This is a genomic window from Mesobacillus jeotgali (assembly GCF_031759225.1).
Classification (GTDB): domain Bacteria; phylum Bacillota; class Bacilli; order Bacillales; family Cytobacillaceae; genus Mesobacillus; species Mesobacillus jeotgali_B.
This window is the reverse complement of sequence record NZ_CP134494.1, coordinates 3,716,951-3,736,907: the sequence shown is the minus strand read 5'-3', so window position 1 is coordinate 3,736,907 and position 19,957 is coordinate 3,716,951. Positions and strand designations below refer to the sequence as shown.

Below are 19,957 nucleotides of genomic sequence, written 5' to 3'. Positions count from 1 at the left end.
AAAAGAAGGGATATGTGCCCTGTTATGAGGTCGACGTTCAAAACCGGTAACATAAAGAAGAGATATGTGCCCGGTTATGAGGCCCACGATCAAAACCGGGCACATAAAGATGGGATAGGTGCCCGGTTATAAGGTCCATGGTCAAAACCGGTAACATAAAGAAGTGAAAGTGATTCGTCTAATGGTCGAAGAAGCGAGAATCAAGCCATATAATGAGCGTAACTTACATTCAATCAAATGATCCTTGCCTAGCTAACCCATGCCAAAATCTGTACCGTTAAATACACATCAATGGCAAATTCAGCCTAATATCCTCTCCTCAAATCACTATCAATCATTTCATTGATATAATGAAAACGTTATCAACCAAAAACATTTTTTCACCTATTTCCTCTATCAAACCTAATAAATTCAACAAATCTTTCTAATGAATCATTATTCATTTTTAACTTTCGTTCTCCAAAATTCGCGTAATTGGAAGATTTAGTACATTAAAGCGCTGTCATTTAAGTGCATTTGTCGAATCGGGCGAATTCTTGAGTATTATTGTCGAAACATTAAAAAATTGTTTACAAGGAATTCCTTTTGGTAACTAGAATACTACTGAAATAGGCAGTTTTTTTAGTTTTTACAAAGGCAGGTGGACGGCAATGGTGATTAATCCTACAGAGTTTGAATTGCATCTGTTTCATGAAGGGAATCTGTTCCAGAGCTACAATTTATTTGGGGCACATGTCATGAAAACGGAAACTGGAACATATACTCGATTTTGTGTGTGGGCTCCGAAGGCGATGCAGGTTAGGCTTGCAGGCGATTTTAATAATTGGGTTGCAGACGGTTATGAGTTTTATAAGGTCAACCAGGAGGGGGTCTGGCAGCTCTCTCTCGAAGGGGATCTGACCGGTGCCATTTATAAATATGAGATTGTGACTGCGTCGGGTGAGCGGTTGCTCAAATCTGACCCTTATGCGTTTTTCTCGGAAGTAAGGCCGAATACGGCCTCGATTGTCTACTCATTGGATGGCTACAAATGGAATGATCAGAAATGGCTGCAAAAGCGTGAAAAGAGGAGCACACTCGGTGAGCCTATGTTCATCTATGAATTGCATGTGGGTTCCTGGAAGAAGCATGAGGATGGGTCGTTCCTTACATATCGTGAGCTTGTTGATGAGTTGATTCCATATATTCTTTCACACGGATACACACATATTGAATTATTGCCTTTAACTGAACATCCGCTCGACATTTCCTGGGGCTATCAATCTACTGGTTATTTTTCGGTTACGAGCCGATATGGAGCACCTCATGATTTCATGTATTTCGTGGATATGTGCCATCAAAACGGCATTGGGGTTATCCTGGATTGGGTTCCAGGTCATTTTTGCAAGGATGCGCACGGACTGTATCAATTCGATGGCAGCTATGTGTATGAATATCAGCGAGAGAATGATCGTGAGAACCATGTTTGGGGAACTGCCAATTTCGACCTCGGTAAAACAGAGGTCCAGAGTTTCCTAATTTCGAGTGCGCTTTTTTGGCTCGAAAAATACCATATCGATGGCTTTAGGGTGGATGCGGTTGCAAATATCATTTACTGGCCTAATTCAATCCAGGCAGCGAACCAGTTTGGAGTAGAGTTTTTAAAGAAGCTGAACAAAGCAGTCAAGGAGTATGAACCGGGAGCGCTGATGATTGCAGAGGACTCGACTGACTGGCCTCAGGTGACGGGTCCCGTCGAGTATGGCGGTCTGGGTTTTTCATACAAGTGGAATATGGGTTGGATGAATGACACGTTGAAGTATATGGAGGAAGAATCCCTTAACAGGAAGCATATACATGATAAAGTTACCTTCTCGTTGCTATATGCTTTTTCAGAGAATTTTGTCCTGCCATTTTCACATGATGAAGTTGTTCACGGGAAGAGATCGCTTCTTGACAAGATGCCGGGCGATTACTGGCAAAAATTCGCTCAGCTCCGGCTTTTGCTTGGCTTCATGGTTGCGCATCCCGGCAAGAAGCTGACATTCATGGGGACCGAATTCGGGCAGTTTTCGGAATGGAAAGACAAGGAGCAGCTTGACTGGAATCTTTTCGATTATGAAATGCATGGAAAGATGAACCAATATAATAAGGAACTAATCAAATTGTATAAACGGTCAAAGCCTCTGTATGAGGTCGACCAAAGCTATGAAGGATTTGAGTGGATCGATGCAGATAACCGGGATCAGTCGATTTTTTCTTTTATCAGAAAAGGAAAGAATCCTGAAGAACTTCTGGTCATCGTTTGCAATTTTACTGACAAAGTATATAGCGATTATCGAATCGGTGTCCCAAAGCATGGTGAATACCGGGAGATTTTAAACAGTGATGCTACAGACTTTGGCGGTTCGGGCGTCATTAACAAAAAAGTTTTGAAAGCGGAAGAAATAGCCTTCCATGGAAGGCCATACTCTATAGAGATGAGTATTTCTCCATTCGGAATCTCAGTTTTACGTCCTGTTATCAAAAGAAAGGGGAGAAACAATCATGCAAAAGAAGAAATGCGTGGCAATGCTGTTGGCAGGAGGAAAAGGAAGCCGTCTGCACTCACTGACAAAGAATCTCGCTAAACCTGCTGTCCCTTTTGGCGGCAAATATCGGATCATTGATTTTCCATTAAGCAATTGCACGAACTCAGGAATCCATACAGTGGGTGTATTGACTCAATACCAGCCACTCCTGCTCAATTCTTATATTGGCATTGGCAGCGCATGGGACCTCGATAGGAAGGAGGGCGGTGTGACAGTACTCCCGCCTTACGCTGAAAGTTCCGAAGTGAAATGGTATTCTGGCACGGCAAGTGCGATTTTTCAGAACCTGAATTACCTCGATCAGTATGACCCGGAATATGTGTTGATTCTCTCCGGTGACCATATATATAAAATGAATTATGAACTGATGCTAGATCATCATATTGAGAAAGGTGCCGATGTGACGATTTCGGTCATTGAAGTACCATGGGAAGAGACGAACCGATTTGGCATCATGAATACAGATTCAGACCTTAGAATCACCGAATTTGAGGAAAAACCGGATGCAGCGAAAAATAATCTGGCTTCTATGGGGATTTATATTTTTAAATGGAGCGTATTAAGGGAATATCTGATAAGGGATGACCAGAACCCTGAATCAAGCCATGATTTTGGCAAGGATATCATTCCGCTGCTGATTGAAGAAGATAGGAAGTTATTTGCCTATCCTTTCAAAGGCTACTGGAAGGATGTAGGAACCATACAAAGTCTTTGGGAAGCCAATATGGATTTACTTGATAAAGATTGTGAACTGAACCTGTTTGATCATTCTTGGAGGATTTATTCCGTCAATCCAAACCAGCCGCCTCAATATATTTGCCCAGCAGGAGAAGTATCTGAATCCCTGGTCAATGAAGGCTGCAAGATCGAAGGGGAAGTTTCCAGAACAGTAGTGTTCCAGGGTGTTACCGTGAAAAAGGGAGCGGTAGTTAAAGAAACGGTCATCATGCCGGATGCCGTTATCGGACACAACTGTGTGATCGAAAAGGCAATTGTCTCTCCTGGAGTCTATGTCCCGGATGGAACAATCATCAAGCCAGACGAGAGCGGTAATGACGAAATTACATTAGTATCAGAAGAAACAATCGGAGCATTGCAATCCAATTGAACCGATTTGGGAGGAAAAACAAATGAACAAACAATTATTAGGAGTAATAGATGCGACAACTGTTCACGATGATCTCCATGAACTGTCCATTCATCGATCTGTAGCAGCAATCCCTTTCGGCGGGCGCTATCGGCTGATTGACTTTATCCTTTCCAATATGGTCAACTCCGGTATCCAGAGTGTAGCTATCTTTCCTAAGTTCCAATACAGGTCGCTGATGGACCATTTGGGATCAGGGAGGAACTGGGATCTTAATCGAAAAAGGGATGGACTATTTTTCTTCCCTGCACCTAATCTGGATAAACATTATACAGGAATCGGGACGCTCGACCACTTTGCAGATAACATTGATTTTTTTGAACGGGCTACACAGGAGTATGCATTGATTGCTAATTCATATACGGTATTCAATATGGATTTCCAGCCGCTGCTAGATTGGCATATAAAGTCAGGCTGCGATATCACAGAGGTCCAGAAGGAAGGGAAATCATTAGGCATATACCTTGTAAAAAAGACATTATTGATGGATTTGGTCACGACACGCAATGAAACTGGATACTCGAATATGAGGGATGTCGCGACCGATCATGAAAGCCAGTTCCATCTCTGCTATTACAATTTTGAAGGCTATGCTTCTATGGTTGATAGTATTGAAAAATATTTCAAGACCAGCATGGATTTGCTGAAACCCGAAGTCTGGAAAGAGTTATTCCCTAAGGAAAGGCCGATCCTGACAAAGGTGAAGGATGAACCGCCTACCCGTTATGATATCGACGCGTCCGTAAGAAATTCAATGGTAGCAAACGGGGGAATGATTGAAGGCACGGTGGAAAACAGCATCATTGCCCGCGGGGTAAAAATCGGCAAAGGTACCGTCATACGTAATTGCATCATCATGCAAAAGACACAAATCAAGGAAAATTGCGTGTTGGATTCCGTGATTGTTGATAAGGATGCGAGAATCGAAGCAGGAACAATGATTACAGCGCCAGCAGACTCACCGGCTGTTATCCGCAAGGGATCCGTCCAGGGAGTAGGGAGCGGATCGTGAAGGTTTTATTTGCGGTATCGGAATGTGTCCCGTTCATCAAGTCAGGAGGACTGGCTGATGTAGCGGGTTCGCTCCCGAAGGAACTCAAAAAGCTGGGGACGGATGTCCGGGTGATTTTACCGAAATATGGGTTGATTCCTGAGGAATTCCGTTCTGAGATGAAGAAAGTGAAAGAGTATAATGTGCAGCTAGGCTGGCGCTCACAATATTGCGGCATTGAGACTCTTGAGTATGACGGTGTTACGTTCTATTTTGTTGATAATGAGTATTATTTCAAGCGAGACAGCCTTTACGGACATTATGATGATGGAGAACGGTTCGCATTTTTTAACAGGGCCGTCCTTGAGTTTATCGCAGAAATTGAATTCTACCCTGATGTGATCCACTGCCACGACTGGCATACAGGGATGATTCCATTTTTACTTAGGACAGAGTACTATAAGCGTCCAGGTTACGGATTGATCCGGTCTGTGTTCACCATCCATAATCTCCAGTTCCAGGGGGTTTTCCCTCCGGTAGTATTAGGAGACCTTCTACAGGTTGACAGCCAATATTTCAATGAAGAGCAGCTGGAGTTCTTCGGGAACACCAACTTCATGAAAGCAGCTCTAATTGCTGCTGACCATATCACTACTGTCAGTCCTACTTACAAGGATGAAATCCAGACCGACTTTTATGGTGAAAAGCTGGATGGCATTCTGCGTAAAAGGCATGAGGATTTATCGGGAATCCTGAACGGAATTGATCATGATTTATATGATCCGGAGAAATATGCTGGATTGGCAGCCAATTTTGGAGTGAGCACGCTGGAAAGAAGAGTCGAAAACAAGCTTCAAGTTCAGCGTGAATTCGGTTTGCCGGAAAACGAGGATATCCCTGTAGTTGCAATGATCACGAGGCTGACGAAGCAGAAGGGGCTCGATTTGGTCAGGGGAGTCTTCCATGAAATCATGGCGACTGGATTGCAGCTTGTCGTGCTTGGAACGGGAGACCCTGAGTTTGAACAATTTTTCAGGGACATGTCTGCACAATACCCGGAGCAATGTGGCGTCTATATCGGATTTGATGAGAATTTAGCGCATCAAGTCTACGCCGGCTCTGATTTATTCCTGATGCCTTCCAAGTTCGAGCCATGCGGTCTGAGCCAGATGATTGCGATGCGTTATGGCTCCATTCCTGTTGTGAGAGAGACAGGCGGCCTGAACGATACTGTACAGCCTTATAATGAATTTAACGGTGAGGGAAATGGTTTCTCCTTTGCCAATTTCAATGCCCATGACATGCTCTTCACAATCCAACGGGCGTTGTCTTTTTACCATAAGCGCGAAAATTGGCTTAAGCTGGCGAAAAATGCTATGGAGACAGACTATAGCTGGGCACAGTCTGCCAAACAATACAATGAGTTGTATACCGATCTCATCTCAAGGAGTGAATCGCATGTTTTCTAGTGTTCCCAAGTTCAAAAATGCTTTCTTGAAAAAACTCGAGATGATGTTTGGAACCAGCTTTGAAGAAAGCACAAGCCGGGAGCAGTTCCAGACTCTCGGGCATATGATCAGGGAGCATGTGAGTTCTGATTGGATTAAAACAAACGAATTATACCGTGCAGGCGCGAAGAAGCAGGTCTATTACTTGTCGATCGAGTTCCTGCTGGGCAGGTTATTAAGGCATAACCTCATTAACTTAGGGGTGGAAAAAGTGGTCTGTGAAGGGCTCAGGGAGCTCGGAATCGAGCTTGATCAGCTTGAGGAAATCGAGGCGGATGCAGGGCTGGGCAATGGCGGTCTTGGCCGCCTGGCTGCCTGCTTCTTAGACTCCCTCGCTTCTCTTGACCTGCCGGGGCATGGCTGCGGGATCCGCTATAAACACGGGCTATTTGAACAGAAAATAGTTGATGGCTACCAAGTGGAGCTTCCTGAGCAATGGCTGAGGCATGGACATGTTTGGGAAGTTCGCAAGGCTGATGATGCGGTCGAGGTCCCATTCTGGGGTGAAATCGAAAGCAGGATGGAAAATGGCCGGCTTGTCTTCAGGCATCTGAATGCCGAGACGATCATGGCTGTACCTTACGATCTGCCTGTCATCGGCTATGAGACCCAGACGGTCAACACGTTAAGACTGTGGAATGCCGAGCCATCAAGGTTCCCGGCAAACGCGGATATTTTTAAATACAAGAAGGATACCGAGTCGGTTTCCGAATTTTTATATCCGGATGACACGCATGATGAAGGAAAAATCCTCCGGCTGAAGCAGCAATATTTCCTTGTATCTTCAAGCTTAAAAGCAATTGTGAAATCTTTTAAAAAGAAGAATAAGAGCTTGCTAGAGTTCCATGACTATGTGAGCATCCATATCAATGACACCCATCCGGCAATTGCTGTTCCTGAGCTGATGAGGATCCTGATGGATGAGGAAGGTCTTGGCTGGGACGATGCATGGGATATCACCGTCCAGACACTTTCCTATACGAACCATACGACGCTGGCTGAGGCACTGGAGAGATGGCCGATCCGGATATTCAAACCGCTGCTTCCACGTATATTCATGATCGTCGAGGAAATCAATGAGCGCTTCTGCAAGCAGGTCTGGGAGCAATATCCTGGAGATTGGGGCAGGGTTGAAAGCATGGCGATCATCGCCCATGAAGAGGTGCGGATGGCGCCGCTAGCCATTGTCGGCAGCCACAGTGTCAATGGGGTTGCCCAGCTTCATACTGAGATTCTGAAAAACCGGGAGATGAATCTGTTTTATCAATTTTATCCTGATCGTTTTAACAATAAAACAAATGGGATTACCCATCGCCGCTGGCTGCTGAAAGCAAACCCTGGTTTGTCAGGGTTGATTACGGATGCTATTGGAACTGATTGGGTTTCGTCGCCACAGCAATTGGAGAATTTGATGAGGTTCAAGGACGACTCCGCATTCCTTGAAAAGCTGCATGGAATCAAGCAGGGCAACAAGGAGCGGCTGGCAAAGCGGATTTTGGATAAGACAGGGATTCAGGTTGATACGGAATCGATTTTCGATGTCCAAGTAAAAAGACTGCATGCCTATAAGCGGCAGCTGCTGAATGTGCTGCATATCATGCATCTCTATAATGCTTTGAAAAAGGATCCTGAAGCATTGCTGTACCCGCGCACATTTATATTCGGGGCAAAGGCTTCGCCAGGCTATTATTTTGCCAAGAAGGTCATCAAGCTGATTAACTGCGTGGCAGACAAGGTGAACAATGACCCGTCGATAAACGGAAAGCTGAAGGTAGTATTCCTTGAAAACTACCGAGTGTCACTTGCCGAAGAGATTTTTCCAGCCGCTGATATCAGCGAGCAGATCTCAACCGCGAGCAAAGAAGCCTCAGGCACCGGGAATATGAAATTCATGATGAACGGAGCTTTGACACTTGGGACGCTTGATGGAGCCAATGTCGAAATCACCGATTTGGTCGGCAGGGAAAATATCTTCCTGTTCGGGTTGACCGCAGAAGAAGTGCTAGATTACCAGAATAATGGCGGCTACCATTCGCTCGAATACTATCACCATGACGAGCGGATCCGGGAAGTGGTCGACCAGCTGGTCAATGGATTCTTCCCTGATACAGAAAATCATTTTAACGAAGTGTTTGACACACTGCTCGGCCATAATGACCAGTATTTTGTTTTGCGGGATTTTGCGTCATATGCAGAGGCCCATCAGGAGGTCAGCAGGAGTTATTTAGACCGGAACACATGGCTGCAAAAAAGCCTTGTCAATATCGCGAAGTCAGGTTTTTTCTCCAGTGACAGGACCATTATGGAATATGCAGACCAAATCTGGAAGGTGCAATCAGCTTTGAAAGTTTAAGATGCAAAAGGCCAAATCTGGGACGATTTGGCCTTTTCCTATTGTATAGGAAGATTGCATGGAATTCGATAAGTCTAAATGAGGTCTTGGAAAGGTATATTAAAAAATTATTTGCCCGCATATTGCCGACTCTTCTCTATAAAATCAACAAAGCGGTTCCAATCGTGATCAATACTGCACCTGCAATGGTGGATTTGGTAGGCTTTTCTTTTAAAATGATGAAGCTCAGGATCATCGTCAAGACGACGCTGAATTTATCAATTGGATTGACGATGCTTACCTTTCCGATTGCCAGGGCTGCAAAATAACATAACCATGAGAATCCAGTTGCGGCACCGGATAAGATGAGGAAGATATAGGATTTCTTTGAGATTTTCTTGAGTTCCTTTACAGTTCCTTGAAAAAACACGATTCCCCAGGCAAAAATAATGATTACGACTGTTCGGATAAAGGTGGCCACATTGGAGTCTACATCCTCAATTCCGATTTTCGCCAGGATATTGGTAAGGGCAGCGAAGACTGCCGACATGATTGCGAGAAAGATATATGATTTGGTGTTGAACACCTTTTTCCTCCGCTTTTTCTTCTTTTCTTTTCCGATTAAAACGAAGGTACCTATAGATATAATGATGCCCCCGGCAACTACTGGCATTGTTGCCGGCTCCCTAAGAACAACGAATGATAACAGTATGGTCAACACGACACTTGCCTTGTCAATTGGGACTACTTTGGAAACATCCCCGATCTGGATCGCTTTAAAAAAGGCAAGCCAGGAAAGACCGGTCGTCAAACCAGAGAGTACGAGAAAGATGAATGATCTCGTTGATACAGCCATTATGTTTTCCGTCTGCCCGGTAATCAGGACCATTATATAGGCCATGATGACGACCACAATTGTCCTGACAGCCGTTGCCAGGTTCGAATCGACATCCTCGATTCCGATTTTGGCAAGAATGGCAGTAAAGGAAGCGAATAGAGCGGCCAGTAAAGCTAAAATGATACTCATCGTATATCTCCATTTCTAATAAGTTACTCTTAGTTTGGGATTCTGCAGCAGGAATATTCTTGTCCGATAATCGAACAATGTACGTTTCCTGGGTACTGGGCATAGGATAGGTTGATAAAACCTGTGAAGGGATTGAGCATTTTGTATAATGGACCATCCTATTCCTATCCATATGACCATTCAAGAGCATATAGCCCAAACTTGATGGCAAGAACCAGTCAGAATAGCCATCAGCAAGTACTTGAAGCGCTGCTTGCTGGAATAAAAGGGGAAGCTTCTGCAGTTGATTTTTACAGCCGCCTGGCTCAATATGCACCAAATCAGAGGCATAAGAAAGCGATACAGAAGGCTTTGGAGGATAAGCAAGTCCACTTAAAACAATTTACCGACCTATTTATTACAATTACTGGGCAATCGCCGCAGTACCAGATTGAACAAGTAGATTTCCGCTCTTATCAGGAAGGCTTGCAAAAAGCATATGAAGCAGAAATAGAAGATTATCATGAATATCGAAACAGTTACTTGCTGACTCAGTATCTTCCGGTAGGGAATGTCTTTTTTCGGGCCTTTGCAGATGAAATCGAGCATGCAACAAGATTTGGCTGTTTAAGGCAAGAAGGGCCCGTTCGATTAGAGGATTATGGGAAACAGCCATTTACGATCGATATTGAAGAAGCGACCCTGCACAATGAAACATTCCGTACAGCGATTTGGACAGGGAAGAACCTTCAGGTGACGGTCATGAGTATCGATGTTGGCGATGACATTGGTCTGGAGGTCCATGAAACCGGGGATCAATTCATCCGGGTAGAAGAAGGAGAAGCACTTGTACAAATGGGCGACAGCAAAGAAAATCTCGATTTTGAATCCAGAGTATCTGATGACTTTGCCATTATGATTCCTGAGGGGAAATGGCATAATGTCAAGAATATCGGAGATACAAAGCTAAAAGTATATGTCATTTATGCACCGCCTGAGCATCCATTCGGAACCGTCCACGAAACAAAAGCAGATGCAATGGAAGCGGAGTAAATAGTGGTAATGAGATTGGAGATAATTCTCCAATCTTTTTTTGTTTTGCCGTATAATATGGACAATTTTTGGGCACTAATCGAGATAGTATGAAATTCTCTAAGAGGGTGTTCTTTTGAAAAAAGAAAACAAAAATTTATTTATTGCCGGATTGATCCTGGGCTTAGGATTATTGGGCGCGATAGATGGCATTGTGTTCCATCAGCTTCTCCAGTGGCACCATATGGTTCTTAGCGATAATATTCAGCTGGAGATTTTTACAGACGGCTTATTCACTGCATTATTTTCGGCAAAGCTACTATGGGGCGGCGTCAAAATCTTTCAGGATGCGCGAAAAAATCAGCTTGGCTCCGGTTGGAGAATATTCCTAGGGGGAATCTTCATCGGCGGCGGAACATTCAATCTCGTTGAAGGGATTGTAGACCATCATATCCTGCAAGTGCACCGCGTCAAGCCACTGGCAGAAAATCCTTTAATGTATGACCTGGCATTTTTGGTAATCGGGGCATTATTGGTCGTAATTGGTTTCATGATTAAGCGGCTGGAGCCGAATGCGTAGGAAGAGGTGAAGAAATTGAAAAGAGTGAGGAGCTTTTTAGTCTTTTTCATCCCATTCCTAGGATTCTTTTTCTATTTTACAAGTAATAATGAACACAACCCGTCTTCAGCCAATCATATGCAGCATGATTTAGTGGAAATACCGGATGGGTATGACATCCCTGCTCTTGAGATCAGTGTGACGGAAGACTTATCAGGGACATGGCTTTTAACTGTTGATACCACTGATTTCACCTTCGAGCCTAAAAAGGTAGGGAGTGTTGCCCCGAGTTACAATGAGGGGCACGCCCACATCTACGTGAACGGGGAAAAAATCAATCGCTTGTATGGACCTTTTTATAATTTAGACACTTTGGAAAAAGGCGAGAATGAGATCATGGTGACTCTCAACTCTAACAATCATGGAGTATTGGCTTATAAAGGGAAACCAATCAGTAGCAGGGTTGTAGTGAATAACGGGAAGTGATTGGAGAGGAATAACTTTACAACGTGCACCCTCATGTCTCTGTTCGACTTGATTGGTGTCCTGTTTTTTAAGAAATTTGAAATTAAGGTCACCAATCTGGCTTATTGGTGCCCTGTTTTTCTAAAAAATTGCAATTTAGGTAACCAATCCAGCTTATTGGTGCCCTGTTTTTCAAGAAATTGAAATTTAGGTCACCAATCGAGCTTATTGGTGCTCTGTTTTTCTCTTATTGGCAATAATGGCGAACTAATTTGTAGTTTCAAATCACCAAAGATTGCTTAATTATTCTAATGCAACGAAGCCTCAGTCCAAAAGGGACTGAGGCTGTTTTCTGTGCGCCCGGCATGGGTGCAGTCTATAGGGTGTAAGTCCCGAGCCATGAAGGCAGTAGTAGTGGTTAGCTTAACGCAAGGGTGTCCGCGGTGACGCGGAATCTGAAGGAAGCGAGCGGCAAACCTCCGGTCTGAGGAACACGAACTTCATATAAGGCTAGGTACCATTGGATGAGTTTGCAGAACAAAACAAAGTCCTTACTGCCGAAGGTGGTACAGAGTAAATGAAGCAGATAGATGGAGGGAAAGACTGTACTCTTACCCGGGGAGGTCTGATTGGAAAGCCAAGTACACTTGGTAACCTATCTAGCAATAGATAGCTGAACAATCAGAAGTCAGCAGAGGTCATAGTACTTTACCGGCTCGAGACGGTAAGGGAAGGACTGAACAATTAGGAAGAACGAGAACTAGGCATACAATTCCTGTGTAGAAGCAGACAATCCGAAAGGACTTACTTGAAGGAGGAAGTGGTGAATCCACAGGGGACTTCATGAGGGTGGAGCAGGAATAACATAATTAGATTTCTACGTTCACGTCGAAAGGAAATATCACATGTTAATGAATCTGATTCTATCACGGGAAAACTTAATAGAAGCACTTAAACGTGTGGAGAAGAACAAAGGGAGTCACGGCATAGATGGAATGTCCGTAAAATCCCTACGAAGACATCTCTATGAGAACTGGGACACCCTTTGTGATTCTTTAAGGAAAGGTACCTATCAACCTAACCCAGTACGTCGAGTCGAAATCCCGAAACCGAACGGTGGAGTAAGGTTACTTGGAATACCTACCGTGATAGATCGTTTCATCCAACAGGCAATCGCCCAAGTTTTAACTCCGCTTTTTGACCCAACCTTCTCGGAACATAGTTATGGGTTTAGGCCAAGCCGAAGAGGCCATGACGCTGTACGTAAAGCAAGGGGATATATAAGTGAAGGTTACAGATGGGTGATTGACATGGACTTGGAGAAGTTCTTTGACAAAGTGAATCATGACAAGCTGATGGGGATATTGGCAAGCAGAATCCAAGACCGATTGGTCTTGAAGCTAATTCGAAAATATCTCCAAGCAGGAATCATGATAAATGGTGTAGTCTACGATGCAGAAGAAGGAACACCACAAGGAGGTCCCCTGAGCCCTCTTCTTTCGAATATACTTTTGGATAAGCTTGATAAAGAACTAGAAAGGAGAGGTCACAAGTTTGTCCGATACGCCGATGATTGTAATATTTACATGAAATCGAAGAAAGCTGGAGAACGAGTAATGAACTCCATTACATGCTTCATTGAGCAGAAATTAAAGCTCAAAGTAAACAGAGGGAAATCAGCGGTTGACCGCCCGTGGAAACGAAAATTCCTTGGCTTTAGCTTTACGGTTAATAAGAAACCGAAGGTTCGAATAGCCAACGAAAGTGTTAAAAGGCTAAAAGCTAAAATACGAAAGTTAACATCCCGTTCTAAACCAATCCCCATGGAAGTTAGAATTGAGAAATTGAATCAATTTCTAACGGGATGGTGTGGATATTTTGCATTAGCTGATACACCAAGTAAATTCAAAGAATTTGATGAGTGGATTAGAAGAAGACTCCGTATGATTGAATGGAAACAATGGAAGAACCCGAAGACAAGAGTAAGAAAACTCAAAAGTCTTGGCGTTCCAGACCAAAAGGCATACGAATGGGGAAATTCCAGAAAGAAATTTTGGAGAATTGCCTCAAGTCCAATCTTACACAAAACCCTCGATAACTCTTATTGGAGTCATCGAGGGCTCAAAAGTCTATATCAAAGATATGAATTTCTACGTCACACTTAATTGAACCGCCGTATACCGAACGGTACGTACGGTGGTGTGAGAGGTCGGGGGTTAGTCACCCCCTCCTACTCGATTATTCACTTTTCTTTTTGCCATCATCAATATAGCTATCTCCCTCTTTATAAGGGATATCACCGAGTTCGGATTCTGTGCCGGCTTCATCCAGCATTTCCTCGTATTCCTCTTCTGCATCACTTTGGAATACTTGCCTCTCGTCGCCTTCGATATCTGTGGCGCTGAAGGACTCGTAGTCTTCAGTGAAGCCGCGTTCTTTTTCTTCATCAATATAGAGCTTATTATAATCTTCATGATCACCGGTAAGATCAGATGGAGTTTCCGATGTACCGAAATCGGCGACGTCATCAAAGCTGTTCCTGTTGTCGGCCATTTCCTCGTTTTGTCTGCGGTCAAAGTTGGTGTCGTGAGTATATTCCAGAACATCCTCTTCCGCGGGACGGTCGTTTGATACATTCTGTTCTTGTGAGTGCTCGACACAATACAAAGTATATGGAACTATTTCGAGTCGCTCAAAAGGAATCTCTTTGCCGCACTCTGCGCATTTACCGTAGGTACCATCCTCAATTGCCTTCAGGGCATGATCCACTTTTTCAATCTGGTCATCGTGATGCTCGTCCAACGCAAGATTTTTGCTGCGTTCAAATAGTTCTGTGCCGCTATCAGCCGGATGATTATCGTATGAAGAAAGCTCTCCGGTTGCCTCCCTTTGGCTGCCGTCCAGATAACCATTCTCTTCATTGTTTTCTATTTGCGAATTTAGTGTTTCTTTTTCATCTATTAGGATTTGCTTTAATTGGGTAAGCTGTTCATTTGTCAGCATCATTACACATCCTTAGTTTTGATTCGTGTCATACGTACTAAATACCCGCTCGTGTTGGTAAGAAACATAGAAAAAGCTTCCGCCTAAGGCAGAAGCTTCTCGAGTATGACTATATCAAACTGATGAAAATGCCCACTGATAAAAGTAAGCCAAAAATCGTATTGGTCTTTGCTGTGTTAGCCATAGCCGGCATCATTTGTAGTGGATTTGATTTTCCGATGAAGCCTTTCGTTGCTCTTACAGCTTTAGGAATGCTGAGGGCGACAATCGCCAGCCAAGGTGAAACGACACCAGCAATAATCAGGCCGATTACCCAGGCGTAGGATACAATGAACATTCCTGCAAGCAGCCTGATCGCGCCTGTTCGGCCAAGCAAAATCGCCAGAGTCTTCCGGCCAAATTCCTTGTCTCCATCAAGGTCGCGAATATTATTCGCAAGCAGGATCGCTCCGACTAGCAGAAAGCTAGGAAATGAAACGAGTACGCTGGTTGGAGTAACAGTGCCAGTCTGGATGTAGAAGGAAATAAGGATGATCAGTACACCCATGAAAAATCCTGCGACAAGCTCTCCAAAAGGAGTATAGGCAATCGGCAATGGACCGCCTGTATAAAGATAGCCAGCAGCGAGGGAAATGACGCCTACAGCAGCGACCCACCAGCTGGTGCTCATGCAAATATATACGCCAAGCAGGACTGAAATTCCATATAGGCCAAAGGCAAGATTCAAGACCGTTTTAGGCTTTATGCCATGACGGACGATTGCTCCGCCGATTCCAACAGAATTTTCATTATCAAGTCCGCGTTTGAAATCATAATACTCATTGAACATATTCGTTGCAGCCTGAATCAACAGACTTGCTATTAACATCGCGAGGAACATTCCCCAATGGATTCCACCGCTGTATTCAATCGCTAAAGCAGTCCCCAGAAGGACAGGAGCAAATGCGGCAGTCAAAGTGTGCGGCCGTGTAAGCTGCCACCAGACTCTCCAGTCTGTGCCATTGACTGCTGGTGAAGAACTAGGCTGTAGCTGTGGTTGCATAACCAATTCTCTCCCTTTTATATCAATCTATCAAACCTTTATATTTTATCTAAAAGAGCCAAAATTGTCAAAAAGACCTTTCATATATAGGCTAAATTACCTTACAATTATAAGTGTAGATATTCACATAAACACTGTCAATTAGTATTTTCACGTATAATGAGGTTGGATTTTCCAGATTCCTTCATCTGATCCGTGTAATATATAATAAGGATGATAACAGGTTAGGAAAGCCCGCCATCGTTGACATCGTGGTGTTTGAGGTGTATCTTAAAATAAGCTTTAAAACGTGTAATAACAGATGAGAGGCTGTTATTGGGGGGATAATTTTGGTTGCCATTCAGGAAACGGAACTTAGACAGGGAATTCTTGATGCGATTGAGCGGGCCAAAGGACAATCTCAGTCAGTTTTGGTCAGTGAGGTCCATAAAATAGAACGAATAGATCCTTTTTATTTTTTTGCTTCAGGCAGGGAAAAGTTTTTTGGAGAACGCTTTTTCTGGAAGGACCCTGAAGGGGAGCACTTCCTTACCGGATTGGGTATATGCGGACAAATACAGTCGGATCAGGGAGCTGACCGCTTTTTTCATGTTGAAAAAGAGTGGAAGCGCTTCAAGGACACTGCTCTGGTTTTTAATAAATATAACGTAAATGGAACCGGGCCATCGATGCTTGGCGGATTTACTTTTGACCCTTTGAAGAAGAAGACAGGACTATGGTCGAAATTTTCGGAAGCTCTTTTCCACATACCGAAATACATGCTGACGATCATCAAAGGCGAAGCTTACTTCACAACTAATGTAGTCTGCACCCAGCATGATGATATGTCATTATTCGATATAGTCACAAGGGAGAGGGAAGAGATCCTCTCTAAGGCTGAACAAAAACCGTCACTTGCCGCGCTTGACCTTAAGGATATTATTGAAATAGATCCTGAGGCATGGAAGCAGACAGTAACTGATGTTGTTAATGGTTTTGAAAATAGCGACCTGAAGAAAGTCGTTCTTGCGAGAGAGCTTCGTCTTCAATTTACAGATGAAGTACAGGCAGAAAGTGTTCTGGCGAATCTCTTGGAGAACCAGCAGGAAAGCTTTACATTTGCCTTCGAGTCAAATGGTGACTGTTTTATTGGAGCTTCTCCTGAAAGGCTGGTCAAGAAGGATGGAGCAAGCCTGTTTTCCGCCTGCCTGGCAGGATCAATCGCCAGGGGCAGCACACCTGAAGAAGATGAAATGCTCGGCAAGGAACTTTTAACAGATCAGAAAAACCTGATTGAACATCAATATGTGGTAGATATGATCAGGGGAGCGATGGAAGAAACCTGTGATCAGGTGATTCTTCCTGAACAGCCTGTATTGATGAAAATGAAATACATTCAACATTTGTATACACCTGTAATCGGTAAAAATCGGGAAGGTACATCACTTCTTCATTTAGTGGACAGACTTCACCCGACTCCTGCATTGGGCGGGCTCCCGAAGCAGGCGGCGATTGAGAAAATCAGGGAAATTGAACTGCTGGACAGAGGCCTTTATGCTGCACCAGTTGGCTGGATGGATTATCAGGGAAATGGTGAGTTTGCGGTAGCGATTCGCTCCGGACTGATTCAGGGAAATGAAGCTTCGCTATTTGCCGGCTGCGGCATTGTGGCAGATTCGAATGCCGAAAGCGAATATAAAGAGACTAGCATCAAGTTCAGGCCGATGCTTACAGCACTTGGAGGAAAGATCAAATGAGCCACCAGGAAGGTTTAACAGCATATATCGCAGCATTCGTTGCGGAATTATCGAAAACAGGTGTAAAGGATGTAGTCATCAGCCCTGGCTCAAGGTCAACGCCAATGGCACTGGTTATGGCTGAGCACCCAGACTTGCGAATCCATATCCAGGTTGATGAGCGATCTGCATCATTTTTTGCGCTTGGAATTGCGAAGGCGACTAAAAAGCCTGTTGCTTTGCTTTGTACATCAGGTACTGCCGCGGCGAACTATTATCCAGCTGTGATTGAGGCAAGTATTTCGAGGATTCCACTGATTGTCCTGACAGCAGATCGCCCGCATGAATTGCGTGATGTCGGTGCACCGCAGGCGATTGACCAGATCCATCTATACGGCAAGAATGTAAAATGGTTTGTCGAAATGGCACCGCCTGAAAAAACAGAGGATATGATCCGCTATGCCCGGACTGTTTGCGGAAGAGCAGCCGCTACTGCTGCAAGCTATCCGCAAGGTCCGGTCCATTTGAATTTTCCATTCAGGGAACCATTGATTCCAGTCATGGATGAAAATATGTTTGAACTGCCTGAGCGCGCTGGGGGTTATGTAGAAATCGAAACAGGCCACCTTAGTTTATCTGATCGATCGTTTGCAGCAATCAGGGAGGATATCGCTTCATATACAAAGGGCATCATTGTTTGCGGACAACTCGACAATAGCGAATTTACAGATGAAGTCATTGCCCTCGCAGACAGATTGCAGTTTCCGATCATCGCTGACCCTCTGTCACAATTGCGCAGCGGAGAACACGATGGCCAGCACATCATTGATGCCTATGATGCTTTTTTAAGGAATGAAGATGCGAAGGAAGCATTGAAGCCGGATGTCATCATCCGTTTTGGAGCAATGCCAATATCGAAAGCACTGACTATCTTTATAAAAGAAAACCGAACTGCCAGACAATTCGTGGTCGACAGCGGTGCCGGCTGGCGTGAGCCTACGATGTCAGCTTCTGAAATGCTATACTGCGATGAAGCTTTGTTCTGTAAAAAAGTTGGCGAAGCTGCTGCACCAGTTAGCAATTCTGGCTATCTGAATAAGTGGCTCACCGTAAATGAACTAGCCAAAGAACAGATGGCTGCTATTTCTCAAGTTGAGGATTTAAGCGAAGGAAAGCTATTCCAGCAGCTTACTGAATTGCTTCCGGAAGGCTCAACCTTATTTGTCGGTAACAGCATGCCAATCAGGGACCTTGATTCATTCTTCCTATTAAATAAAAAGAATATCAAAGTGATGGCAAACAGGGGGGCAAATGGAATAGACGGTATCGTCTCTACTGCACTTGGGGTAGCGAGTGTATCGCAGCCATGCTACCTTGTATTGGGCGATCTGACTTTCTATCATGATTTGAACGGTTTATTGGCTTCCAAATTATATAATATCGATATCAATATATTGCTGATCAATAATAACGGAGGCGGAATCTTTTCATTCCTGCCACAGGCAAAGGAACCGAAGCATTTTGAAAAGCTTTTCGGGACACCATTGGACCTTGACTTCAGCCATGTTGTCGAAATGTACAACGGGAAATATGATTTAATTCAAGATTGGGAGCATTTTTCAGATGCTTTTGCCAAAAACCAAGAGATTGGCGGCTTAAAAGTGATGGAAATCAGGACTAAGAGGGATTCTAACCTAAAGGAACATCGAGATTTGTGGAATTCTGTTTCCCGGGAAATAACTACAATGCTAAAAGGTGACACAAAATGAAGGCCTTGATCAATGGCGTACGATATAATGTCGAGCAATGCGGCAATGGTTTTCCTCTTTTGTTGCTTCATGGTTTTACAGGGGCGGCTTCTACTTGGAAGCCGTTTTGTCCTATCTGGGGAAAACATTCAACGCTCTTGATGGCCGACCTGATTGGGCACGGAGAGACCGAATCGCCAGGCGATATGGCGCGATATGATATTAAGATGGCCGCTATGGATTTGAAGGAGCTGTTAGACCAGCAGGGCATTGAAAAAGCGGATTTCCTAGGATACTCAATGGGTGGCAGGACGGCGATCACGTTTGCGAGTCTGTATCCTGAGAGAGTAAGGAAACTGGTTCTTGAAAGCACGACTCCAGGGTTGGACAATCCTGGGGACCGTGAAGCGAGAATCCAACAGGACCATAAGCTGGCTGATAGAATCGAGAATGAAGGCCTGGAGAAATTCATTGATTTTTGGGAATCGATCCCGCTTTTTCGGTCACAGTTGAATCTTCCAGAAGAAGTAAGGGAACAAATAAGAAGTCAAAGGCTGAGGAATGACCCTGTCGGATTGGCCAATAGCCTGAGGGGAATGGGAACAGGAGCCCAGCCGTCCTGGTGGGACAAGCTGGAGGATTTTGATTTTGAGACACTTCTTATTACTGGCGAGCTTGATGAGAAATTCTGTATAATAGCCACAGACATGGCTTCCAGACTCCGAAATCCGACACATTTGACGATAAATGGCTGCGGGCATGCAATTCATGTGGAAGAACGTGAAAAATTTGGTACAATAGTAAGTGAGTTTTTGTCGAATACATAATAGGAGGTTGTC

15 protein-coding genes are annotated in these 19,957 nt (G+C 44.2%); 12 read left to right on the top strand and 3 right to left on the bottom strand.

Going from position 1 to position 19,957, the window contains the following annotated elements:
- Positions 1-650: 650 nt before the first annotated feature.
- From glgB to RH061_RS18715, 5 genes are read left to right on the top strand one after another with little or no spacing between them, the layout of a single operon-like run.
- Positions 651-2,609 (top strand): 1,4-alpha-glucan branching protein GlgB, encoded by a 1,959-nt coding sequence (gene glgB / locus RH061_RS18735; RefSeq protein WP_311072362.1) that lies wholly within the window; start codon positions 651-653, stop codon positions 2,607-2,609.
- Entirely contained in the window at positions 2,527-3,678 is a 1,152-nt protein-coding gene (locus tag RH061_RS18730; RefSeq protein ID WP_311072361.1) for a glucose-1-phosphate adenylyltransferase, read from the top strand. The genes glgB and RH061_RS18730 overlap by 83 nt, the downstream gene beginning before the upstream one ends.
- Before the next feature lie 22 nt (positions 3,679-3,700).
- Positions 3,701-4,729 carry a GlgC family sugar phosphate nucleotidyltransferase gene (locus tag RH061_RS18725; protein ID WP_311072360.1) on the top strand — a complete coding sequence of 343 codons (1,029 nt, stop codon included), beginning with the start codon at positions 3,701-3,703 and terminating at the stop codon, positions 4,727-4,729.
- A complete protein-coding gene (glgA, locus tag RH061_RS18720) occupies positions 4,726-6,177 on the top strand; it encodes a glycogen synthase GlgA (RefSeq protein ID WP_311072359.1) in 1,452 nt (483 codons plus the stop codon). Before RH061_RS18725 ends, glgA begins: the two co-directional genes overlap by 4 nt.
- On the top strand, positions 6,167-8,569 hold the full coding sequence (locus tag RH061_RS18715; RefSeq protein WP_311072358.1) for a glycogen/starch/alpha-glucan phosphorylase: 2,403 nt from the start codon (positions 6,167-6,169) through the stop codon (positions 8,567-8,569). Before glgA ends, RH061_RS18715 begins: the two co-directional genes overlap by 11 nt.
- Before the next feature lie 136 nt (positions 8,570-8,705).
- Here the strand turns inward: RH061_RS18715 and RH061_RS18710 are convergent, their stop codons facing one another.
- Entirely contained in the window at positions 8,706-9,575 is an 870-nt protein-coding gene (locus tag RH061_RS18710; protein ID WP_311072357.1) for an EamA family transporter, read from the bottom strand.
- A 123-nt stretch (positions 9,576-9,698) separates the two neighbouring features.
- Here RH061_RS18710 and RH061_RS18705 point away from each other — a divergent pair, with 123 nt between their 5' ends.
- The 4 genes from RH061_RS18705 (at position 9,699) to ltrA (ending at position 13,775) form a co-directional block, all read left to right on the top strand.
- Positions 9,699-10,607: a cupin domain-containing protein gene (locus tag RH061_RS18705; RefSeq protein WP_311072356.1), complete on the top strand. Its 909-nt coding sequence runs from the start codon at positions 9,699-9,701 to the stop codon at positions 10,605-10,607.
- A gap of 115 nt (positions 10,608-10,722) precedes the next feature.
- Entirely contained in the window at positions 10,723-11,166 is a 444-nt protein-coding gene (locus RH061_RS18700; protein ID WP_311072355.1) for a DUF2243 domain-containing protein, read from the top strand.
- A 15-nt stretch (positions 11,167-11,181) separates the two neighbouring features.
- Positions 11,182-11,631, top strand: a complete 450-nt coding sequence (locus RH061_RS18695) for a hypothetical protein (RefSeq protein ID WP_311072354.1) — start codon at positions 11,182-11,184, stop codon at positions 11,629-11,631.
- Between the two features lie 884 nt (positions 11,632-12,515).
- Positions 12,516-13,775: a group II intron reverse transcriptase/maturase gene (gene ltrA, locus RH061_RS18690; protein ID WP_311070432.1), complete on the top strand. Its 1,260-nt coding sequence runs from the start codon at positions 12,516-12,518 to the stop codon at positions 13,773-13,775.
- Between the two features lie 73 nt (positions 13,776-13,848).
- Here ltrA and RH061_RS18685 read toward each other — a convergent pair whose 3' ends face one another.
- Both RH061_RS18685 and RH061_RS18680 read right to left on the bottom strand, forming a co-directional pair.
- On the bottom strand, positions 13,849-14,616 hold the full coding sequence (locus tag RH061_RS18685) for a TraR/DksA C4-type zinc finger protein (protein ID WP_311072353.1): 768 nt from the start codon (positions 14,614-14,616) through the stop codon (positions 13,849-13,851).
- A gap of 106 nt (positions 14,617-14,722) precedes the next feature.
- Positions 14,723-15,655 (bottom strand): 1,4-dihydroxy-2-naphthoate polyprenyltransferase, encoded by a 933-nt coding sequence (locus tag RH061_RS18680; RefSeq protein WP_311072352.1) that lies wholly within the window; start codon positions 15,653-15,655, stop codon positions 14,723-14,725.
- Positions 15,656-15,984: 329 nt separating this feature from the next.
- On the opposite strand from RH061_RS18680, the gene RH061_RS18675 reads away from it, so the two are divergent.
- From RH061_RS18675 to menH, 3 genes are read left to right on the top strand one after another with little or no spacing between them, the layout of a single operon-like run.
- On the top strand, positions 15,985-17,391 hold the full coding sequence (locus RH061_RS18675) for an isochorismate synthase (RefSeq protein WP_311072351.1): 1,407 nt from the start codon (positions 15,985-15,987) through the stop codon (positions 17,389-17,391).
- Positions 17,388-19,139 (top strand): 2-succinyl-5-enolpyruvyl-6-hydroxy-3-cyclohexene-1-carboxylic-acid synthase, encoded by a 1,752-nt coding sequence (menD, locus tag RH061_RS18670; RefSeq protein ID WP_311072350.1) that lies wholly within the window; start codon positions 17,388-17,390, stop codon positions 19,137-19,139. Before RH061_RS18675 ends, menD begins: the two co-directional genes overlap by 4 nt.
- Entirely contained in the window at positions 19,136-19,945 is an 810-nt protein-coding gene (gene menH / locus RH061_RS18665) for a 2-succinyl-6-hydroxy-2,4-cyclohexadiene-1-carboxylate synthase (RefSeq protein WP_311072349.1), read from the top strand. The genes menD and menH overlap by 4 nt, the downstream gene beginning before the upstream one ends.
- The last annotated feature ends 12 nt before the right edge of the window (positions 19,946-19,957 follow it).